Raw genomic sequence first — 8847 nt, 5'->3', positions numbered from 1 at the left:
AACATAAACATCATTGTGATTGCTGGAAACACAAACATCACAATGATTGTCCAGAACATAAACATCATTGTGATTGCTGGAAACACAAACATCACAATGATTGTCCAGAACATAAACATCATTGTGATTGCTGGAAACACAAACATCACAATGATTGTCCAGAACATAAACATCATTGTGATTGCTGGAAACACAAACATCACAATGATTGTCCAGAACATAAACATCATTGTGATTGCTGGAAACACAAACATCACAATGATTGTCCAAAACATAAACATCACAAAAATTGTTCAAAACACAAACATCATTATGATCAAAAAAATTGATAAGATTGTTTATGATTCTTTATCTTTAATGGAAAATTTTACAAAAAGATTCATTCTTTGTAAGAAAGGATGAGTCTTTTTTGTTTGCTATTAATAATGAGACGTTATGTTAACCGAGCATGTATATCGTATACATTGTTTCTTGTTCAATTAACTGGCAGTTTAGTTATACAAATAATTGGATATTTATGGTAAGGTGAAGGTGAATGAGAGAAGAATTTATGGAGGTTACTCTATGGACTACAATCTTTTTAGAACTTTACCAGAAATACCAAATCCTAAATACATTGTATTTAGTGATTTTGATGAAACGTACTTTCCTCACCAATTAACCGCCGAACGAAAAAGTCAAATACAAGCATTAGAACAGACTATCGTAGAAAAAAGTAGGGTTTCTGGTTTACTTTTTGGCTTGGTAACGGGTAGTGACATTGAGGCTGTTCTTGAAAAAATGAAGAGGGGTGGATTTCAATATCTTCCTCATTTTATTGCAAGTGATTTGGGAACAGAAATTCATTATTTCAACAAGTTAAAACAAGGTGAAATTGATGAAGAATGGCTTAGCAGGTTTGATAATGGCAATTACCATCCCGATAAAATAAAAGAGATAGTTGATTTGTTAGCTTCTAAAAATATTGCTTTAGATAGCCAATCACAGATGGGTGCATCAAAATACAAAAGCAATTACTACTATTTCTGCAAGAATGAAGAGGACGATCAATTAAACCTTAACCATATTAGACAAGTTGCTAGTGATTTTAAAATTAGTATAAACATCAATCAATGTAATCCTTTGGCTGGAGACCCAGAGAATGCATATGATATTGATTTTATCCCTTTAGGAACTGGAAAAGACGAGATTGTGAGATATATATTAGCAAAATTTAAGATAGACCGACAAAATGCAATTGCCTTCGGTGATAGTGGTAATGACTTAAAAATGTTACAGGCTGTAAAATTCGGTTATTTACTTGAGAATGCTACAAGTGAGGCAAAAAATGGACATGGGCATTTAACCATAGGTTCTTATTCAGAAGGGATACTTAACACCATTAAAGAACTAGTTGTGTAGTAGTGATTGGAACCATTTTTTATAAGTTTTTAAATTAAATGGTCTTTGTTTGTGAAACAAACGGGTGCTAATGTTAAATAAACAAGATACATTGACTTCCGCTTTCGAATTTTATGTTTACTGACAGCTCCCAAAGAGCTGTTTTTTATTTTTATTAAGGTTTTGGTATTTCCCTTGTTTTTGGGTGTAAGTGCTGGCTGGGGGTTTGGGGGCTAGCCCCCAGGAACTAAACGTAACTAAATATGAAGGAAACTTATTGCTTAGAGCGATAGAATTGGCGGTTCGGCTGGTACAATTGCTAATCCAAGTCGAGCAACTTAACCTCGTTTTTGGTCTGTTCGGCTTGGCGAAAGCTAAAAACCAGCCGAATTTCGGAATACAAGGAGAAAGGAGGAAGATTTTTTGAGTGAAGTTCTCAAAAAATACTCTCCGTTCCTTGTATGGAGAAAAGCCCCTATATATAGAGTGAGAAGAGAGAGACTTTAAAAAGTGCTAAAAATGCTGATATATCAAGGGTTTTAGAGATTTTCGTGTGTGGTTAAATCCCCACACTTGTGTGGTTAAATTACCACGAACAAAAGTACGAACAAAAACAAAAAAATCGTAGTTGTCAAGTTAAACAACTACGATTAGTAAGTTAAAATAATCTATCAGGTAAATCTTTTAATATTTTCATTTTCATAGCTTTATGAAACATTATCTGTAAAGCTTTATTTATATTATCTTTATCCCCTGCATAGATAATGTGTGGATTTATAAATATTGCATATGCTTTAGCATTATTTCCTTCTAAACCTGATTCTCCTTTAAACAAAAGACCTTTTCTTTTAAGAGAATTAATGATTTTACTTGTATTTGACCTATCAGTCCCTAAAAAATCAGCAATTTGTGAAATATTCATAGGAGCAGGGTTCTTAGCTGTAATATCCTCTACAATACAATTACTATCAAAAGCAATTAATGGTGTTATATCAATAAAAAAACTTTTCTCTCTAGCCGTTAAATACTTATTTTCTCTTAAAAACCCTAAATTATTTTGCATAAATTGAGCAAACCTCACTTTCGACTGAGGGCTTCTTTTGGTGCCTATGTAAAGTTCTTTACCAGTAGCTTTGGCCATAATTTCCATAGCTTGTTCTAATTCAGTTTTAGAAACCTCGTTATGATCCTGCTCAAATTTTTTGTTTTCAATCTCAAAATCTTTTTTTCTAGCATTTCTTTCAGCTTGTCCAAAATCTACAACTTTTGTCATAAAATAATTCGCTCCTTCATGTGGAAGGAAACAACTGATATATGCTACAATGTATATAGAATATATATTGGTTGTTCCCAACCATTGCTATGAAAAACCGCCTGTCCGCCAAGACTAAGGGCGGTTTTTCTATTTTTATCATAACATGAAATCTATTGTTAAATAAAACCACTCTTAAACTCTTCTAAAATGTTTTTAATCACTTAAGGTAGTTCCATCCCTATCGATGAAAAAAAAGAGCGTATAAGGAAATACAAGGGGATTAGAACTACACTTGTAGCTAATCCATATTTGAAAGCATCTACCCAAAAATACATTAAGGTATCTTTTTTAAGGTTCAAAATCAATTGATTGCTCTTTTCTTCGACTTTTTGTAATCTTTTTTGTGCTTTTATGCTCATATTGTGAATCTCGCGTCCCATGTCTTTCTTGATTTCTTCCATTTGTCCGTTTAGGTTGTTCTGAATGTTTTGGAGATGATAAACTGTTTGTTGATTGCTTGCTGCCATCTCGCTCTTTCCACTTTCCAAAGTCTTCAGTAGAATTTCTTTGTTCACGTTCAAGAGCTGACTTTGCTTTTCTAAAATCAAAAGCATCTCCTTCTGTATTTCCTCGCTTGTCTTCTGCATCGCTATCAATTCTTTGCTCGTTGCCATTTTCATATTGGTATCCCTGTCCATCTGTACACTGATGTACCCTTTCAGTAGATCCATTAACTTCTGATTGTCCTCTAGATTCTTTTGCAAATCTTGTATAAGTTTCGTTGACTCCTCGCTCTTCACTTGATTCAATTTGTCTACTAAACTCATTTTCTATCGTACCCCTTTCGTAGTCTAAACCGAGTGTTTTCCCCCTTACAAACCGCCCTACATTAGGATGTTTAAAACTAAAATGTTGACCACGTTCTTTCACTTCAACACCAAATTTTTGTTGCAATAGCTTCTTAAAATCTTCTACATTTGTTACTTTATCTTTTACATAGTCAATCACTTGACGTAATTCATCTTTCCAACTTACTTCACCACGTTTGGCAAGACCATATTCAGCTTGATGATAACGTTGCTTTGCTGATGGCTCTTTTACAACAGATAAGTCATGTTGCTCACATAATTTATCTGATTGCTCACGTATGAAATAAAGGTTTTTCGCATTATCTACATATTTTTTCCCTGTCTCAAGATTTACGGAATTGATGACAATGTGATTATGTATATGGTCTTTATCCGTATGCGTATAAACGGCTACCTCATGATCTTTTGCAATTTCCTTGGCTAAATCTTGCCCAATTTGATTTGCTAATTCTGGCGTTACTTCTCCTGGCTTAAATGACTGTACAACATGATGAGCCTGTATACCGCCATTTTTGCCCCATATTTCCCTTGTAGCTGTCATTTGACTCCTAACATACTCCACATCACAATTCACGCCACAGGAGACTTCTGAGCGCTTCTCAGCGTATCTCAATAATGCATTCGCATTTTTTGTACTACCTAGCTTAATTGTTGCCATGCCTTTTCCAATCCTTTTTTGATTTGTTCTATGTTGTAATTTAATCGTTCCAATTCTTGTTCACTTACTTGCTGTCGAGCATTGCACCACTTTGCCACTTGGTTCAAATTGGTACCAACTGCTCTCAATTCCCTCGCAATTTCAATTGCTCCTTTTCTATCAATCTTCGGTTGTCTTACTCTCACCCCATGTGCCTTGGCTTTCACAAAAGCCGGCACACTCATTCCAACGTTATCCGCCATAAGCGTCAACCGTTGGAACTCGTCTTCGCTCACCCGAAATTTAATTTGTTTTGCCTCAGATCTGTTCTCGCTCATAACGTAATTCCTCCTTAGCGGCTGCCCATCTATAGAGGTCATCCGCACGATAAAATGGTATCCTTATATTTCCATTTTAACGTAATCGTCGTAATTAGGCAAGCTCCGTATTTGGTACCCAAATACACGCTTGGTCATGCTTAACATGACACCCCCCAACCCCCTTAAAAGGGGGAGTTAACACCTTGGACTTTGTCCAAACCTACAAGGGGAACTTTCCCCCTTGACCCCTTTATAAAACACCCCCAACCCCCTCAATATTGAGGGGGCTCCCTCGCCGGTTGGCAGGAACAAACAAAGTTTGTTCAATACCAAGAGGGTTCAGGTGTAGTACGTCTATCCACTCCTTAAATTCTCGACCTATCGGTCTTGCGATTTACCGTGGACAGACACCATATGTAGCCTTCTTTCCTATGGCAAGAAGTTACCTATAAACATAAAAAAGATCAGTACTATAACACCCATCTTTCAATATTATCAGGTATCGAGAGTGAGGCTGGGGTGGTGGGGCTAGCCCCACGGTCTTATTATCGTCATCTCATATAGAATAAGTTGAATAATTTAGTTCGGATGATGATGTGGTTTTGCAGTCTATACTAGAAAAAGTCGAATGACCTTAGTACGTATTTCATCAGTTTATCGGTCGTTCGGCAAGATAAACGAAGACTGCAAAATGGATAAAGACGAGGACAAAAAATACTACCTGTACCTTGTCTTTATCCAAGCTTTTAGAGTTAACATACTATACTTGCGATTAATCTCAAAAAATATAAAAAGAAAGAGAAAATATTCACACCACTATGGAATTGCGCTCGAACTGTAAATTAGCGGAAAAATTGGCCACAGAAACATATAGGTTTCCTGTTCTGCATATTTTAGCTCAGAAAAGATAACGCGTTTTACAGATTTTTATATAATCTGAAAAGGAAGTGATTAGGTTGTCCAATCAAAGAGATTCTGTTCACGAAACGCGGCAGCAGATTTTTGCAGCCGGATGTCTCAATCAATGGACACGATTGAGATTGCATACTAATGAAGGAGTGTGGTTTCATCCCACTGATTTAACCCAGCAAGCAAAAGGCTTTGTCCTAGGTTATATTAATCCCCCTGACTACACTACCGCAATTCAACCTGGTGCTGCGTGGAACAGTCTAGGTCTAATAACTGGTAAAAGTGTACATTTTTACCCTGTTTCGCAATCTGGAACTTTGTGGAGAGGTTGGATTTATACTCCTGACTACTTGAGTGCCATGTGCCCACCTTTCCCCACCTTGTTGGCCCTGAATGGGACATGTTGGAATAGCCGTGGTGGAAAACTATATTTTACTCAAACAGGTTTTAATGTAAGCGGCACATATGATTATAAAGATGCGCAGGGACGAACAATAAGAGGTAGAATTGTTGGCGGTGCACTTTGGGGAAATACATTAGGCGGTCAATGGAAAGATGAAGGCGGAGGCAACGGAAGAATTTTATTTACATTTCAAGCAAACTCGTTTACCGGATCTTATGGCAGTGGATTAGCATTTGGTGGGAATGCTTGGAATGGTACACGATGTTAAATCCTTTATATTTAAAAAATTAACCGACACTACAGATACTTTTTATGTAACTGACAGTATAATTACTATCTAAACCACTAAGTAACATCGAAGTCATCAACAAAAAAAGGTTGGATACCTTTATTAAGGTACCCAACCTTTCTGTATATACCAATTAACGGAATGTTATTCGTATTAGTTAAGGGTAATAAATATGAAAAAGTAAAAGAAAGGGGAATGAACATATATGATATATGACATTCCACAAAGCTGTATGAATAAGTGGACAACAATCAGGTTGGATCTTGCAAATCAAACGCCTTCAACTTTTTCGTTTCTTCCCGTCAATGCTGAAAATTTAAAGAATAGATTTTTATATGGATATATTTATACCGCTGAATATAAACCTACTGAATGTATAACACAGCAGCAACAACTTATAATAGGATGTCAAAATAAATGGGTTTATATGTTTCCAGTTCGTGGAGGAGATTTTGTGTTTTGGCCGACGAAGTTTGAAGCTCATAATCCTAAATTGATATTAGGTTGGCTCAACATCACAAATAATATGAACCTTCAGTGTGAGGCAGCGCCATCCATATTCAATATAACTGGAAACTGGAAGACTGATTATGGACAGATTGTATTTACTCAAACCGGACAGAATGTTACCGGATCCTATCCAAATGGAAGAGTTGAAGGCAAACTTGTATTCAACCAGGCAAAATCCAAATGGGAATTGATAGGTAAATGGTATGAAGGTATAAGGGAAGGGAAAATTCTTTTCACATTCGATACCTTTAATAAATTCACAGGAATATTTGGTAGAGGTGCAGAAGAACCGATACCTGGAAACGTTTGGAATGGTGATCGGACCGTTTAAAATCCCCACGACATAACTCATCTAACAATTACCATTCAAAAAGCAGAAAAACTACTGACCTAACTCCAGTAGTTTTTCTGCTGTATATCATATACAAACTTAGTTAACATAATGATTCTTATTGGAAGTGAATGATATAAACTATTAAATTCTCAAAAAAAATTGGATTCTTTAGCTGAGTAAAGGTATCAGATTTTAAAGTATTTAGCATCAAGAAGTATGTATCCTATGAAAGTTAAGAGAAGAACAAGAGTAAAAAAGATTGTTTTTTGCTTTTTACTTCTATTTTTAAACCATCCCCATCTTTTACTCTCGTCTTCTAACCAAAAGTAATCAACCACAAGAAATAACAGAATAATTAAGAAATAGAAAAAGATTTTCAGTATAATCATCTCCTTTATTACCCATAGATACACACACTTCTTTTTACTTCCATTTTATAAAAAATTATCTCTTATAAAAAAGATAAACTTTTTTGTTTTTCTACTATTCAAAACAACTTGTTAAAAAGAGTAAAATACAACAAATATTAAACTCTGTGTCTTACCATCTCTTCCACCAAGGTTTTTTAGCTTCTTGATAAATTTCTTCAATCTTTTTATCAAAAGCTAGATCTCTTTCTGAAATATATTCAATCATTTTTTGCATATCTTCAATTTGTTGATCTTTTTCTTTTTCCCTTTTTTGAGATTCCAATAACTGTTTTTTTATTTCAACTTCAGTTTCTTCAGATGCTTGCAACTTAGAAATTATCATTTGATTTTGTTCTTCAATTTGTTCTATTTGCTTTTGAAATGAATTTGCTAATTTCTGAATCTCATATCGCATTTCGTGCGAAATCAAATCATCTTTTGATTCCTTATTTATCAACGATCGCACGCTTTGTATCGGTGATTTTTGCTTCTGTCTTCGTATCACTGCTACAGAAGCCGCCATATCAAGGCTTACTCCAGCTTCTTTTCTAGCTTGAATCAAATCTCTAAACGTTAACTCATCTATATCGGTAAAAATCCTTGTGTTATTTTCATTTTTTCGAAAAACATACCCTGCTTTCTCAAGAGATTGGGCGTATTTCCTAACTGTACTTTCAGCAATTCCAAATGTTTTAGCAATATCATGACTTTTTAATTCCTTAGGGATCCCCTCTAACAATTCAATTTCTGTATCGCCCGTATCGGCCATCGCTACCACCTCTTTCTATTTTTATCAGCGATATATCGGCGATATAATATAAATAAACAACACTTAAAATAAACATAACAAAAAATAAACAAGAATACACAAAAAAATTTAGACAAATTAAGCATATACTCGTCTTTTTTTAACATCAACATATACTATGATTTAAAACAATCATAATCAAATTTATACAAAATTTTATACAAAAAAAGAAGAAAAAGAAAATAGCGAAGACCCTCAGAATCCTTGCTATATCAACCATGTATAAAAAGATGCATAGAAAAATAGAAAAAGATAAGTTGAAACCCTTGCTATAAAGCGGATTCCACCTTATCCTTGCTACCGATAAGGGACGTTATGTTAACTCTCTATGAATAATCATTCATAGAGAGTTTTTCTTGAAATTTAAAAGAGATTCCTATTTTAAGTTTTCAACTTAACGACGGCAAACAATCCATTCTTTCCTAAATTTTCAACTTTTATATAAAGAATGAGATAAAAAAACGAAAATATAAGATAGGTTAAGCAAACAAGCATTTTTCTTATTAAAACATAAAATAATACAACTCTTGTTTGAAGAGGAGGTATAAGAAAATGAGTTGTAATTGTAATTGTTGGAAGTACAAACATCACGATGATTGTCCAGAACATAAACATCATTGTGATTGCTGGAAATACAAACATCACAATGATTGTCCAGAACATAAACATCATTGTGATTGCTGGAAATACAAACATCACAATGATTGTCCAGAACATAAACAT

Annotated in this window: 9 protein-coding genes; 3 read left to right on the top strand and 6 right to left on the bottom strand. The window is 34.6% G+C overall.

All coding sequences use genetic code 11. The features are described 5' to 3' along the window. Nucleotides 1-257 (bottom strand): hypothetical protein (locus J4P91_RS27760; protein WP_207996656.1); only part of this gene is annotated, 257 nt, incomplete at its 3' end. Between the two features lie 307 nt (nucleotides 258-564). On the opposite strand from J4P91_RS27760, the gene J4P91_RS27755 reads away from it, so the two are divergent. Next, complete coding sequence (locus J4P91_RS27755) at nucleotides 565-1401, top strand: HAD-IIB family hydrolase (RefSeq protein ID WP_207996655.1); 837 nt, start codon at nucleotides 565-567, stop codon at nucleotides 1399-1401. Nucleotides 1402-2038: 637 nt separating this feature from the next. On the opposite strand, the gene J4P91_RS27750 is transcribed toward J4P91_RS27755, so the two are convergent. From J4P91_RS27750 to J4P91_RS27740, 3 genes are all read right to left on the bottom strand, one after another. Continuing rightward, on the bottom strand, nucleotides 2039-2653 hold the full coding sequence (locus J4P91_RS27750) for a MarR family transcriptional regulator (RefSeq protein WP_078214689.1): 615 nt from the start codon (nucleotides 2651-2653) through the stop codon (nucleotides 2039-2041). Between the two features lie 330 nt (nucleotides 2654-2983). Then, the gene (locus tag J4P91_RS27745) at nucleotides 2984-4162 is read right to left on the bottom strand and encodes a relaxase/mobilization nuclease domain-containing protein (RefSeq protein ID WP_207996654.1); all 1179 of its coding nucleotides are present in this window, start codon (nucleotides 4160-4162) and stop codon (nucleotides 2984-2986) included. Further along, nucleotides 4144-4479, bottom strand: coding sequence for a plasmid mobilization protein (locus tag J4P91_RS27740; protein WP_207996653.1), 336 nt, complete (start codon nucleotides 4477-4479; stop codon nucleotides 4144-4146). Before J4P91_RS27740 ends, J4P91_RS27745 begins: the two co-directional genes overlap by 19 nt. Nucleotides 4480-5501: 1022 nt before the next feature. On the opposite strand from J4P91_RS27740, the gene J4P91_RS27735 reads away from it, so the two are divergent. Both J4P91_RS27735 and J4P91_RS27730 read left to right on the top strand, forming a co-directional pair. Next, complete coding sequence (locus J4P91_RS27735) at nucleotides 5502-6041, top strand: hypothetical protein (protein ID WP_207996652.1); 540 nt, start codon at nucleotides 5502-5504, stop codon at nucleotides 6039-6041. Nucleotides 6042-6267: 226 nt separating this feature from the next. Continuing rightward, complete coding sequence (locus tag J4P91_RS27730) at nucleotides 6268-6903, top strand: hypothetical protein (RefSeq protein ID WP_207996651.1); 636 nt, start codon at nucleotides 6268-6270, stop codon at nucleotides 6901-6903. Nucleotides 6904-7446: 543 nt separating this feature from the next. Here J4P91_RS27730 and J4P91_RS27725 read toward each other — a convergent pair. Together J4P91_RS27725 and J4P91_RS27720 are read right to left on the bottom strand one after the other, a co-directional pair. Next, entirely contained in the window at nucleotides 7447-8085 is a 639-nt protein-coding gene (locus J4P91_RS27725; RefSeq protein WP_207996657.1) for a helix-turn-helix domain-containing protein, read from the bottom strand. Between the two features lie 420 nt (nucleotides 8086-8505). Beyond that, a partial coding sequence (locus J4P91_RS27720) for a hypothetical protein (RefSeq protein ID WP_207996650.1) occupies nucleotides 8506-8847 on the bottom strand: 342 nt, incomplete at its 5' end.

It is taken from the genome of Bacillus sp. XF8 (assembly GCF_017498755.1).
Classification (GTDB): Bacteria; Bacillota; Bacilli; order Bacillales; family Bacillaceae_G; genus Bacillus_A; species Bacillus_A bingmayongensis.
Note: the sequence above shows the minus strand (reverse complement) of the source record. Positions and strands in the feature narration are given on the sequence as shown.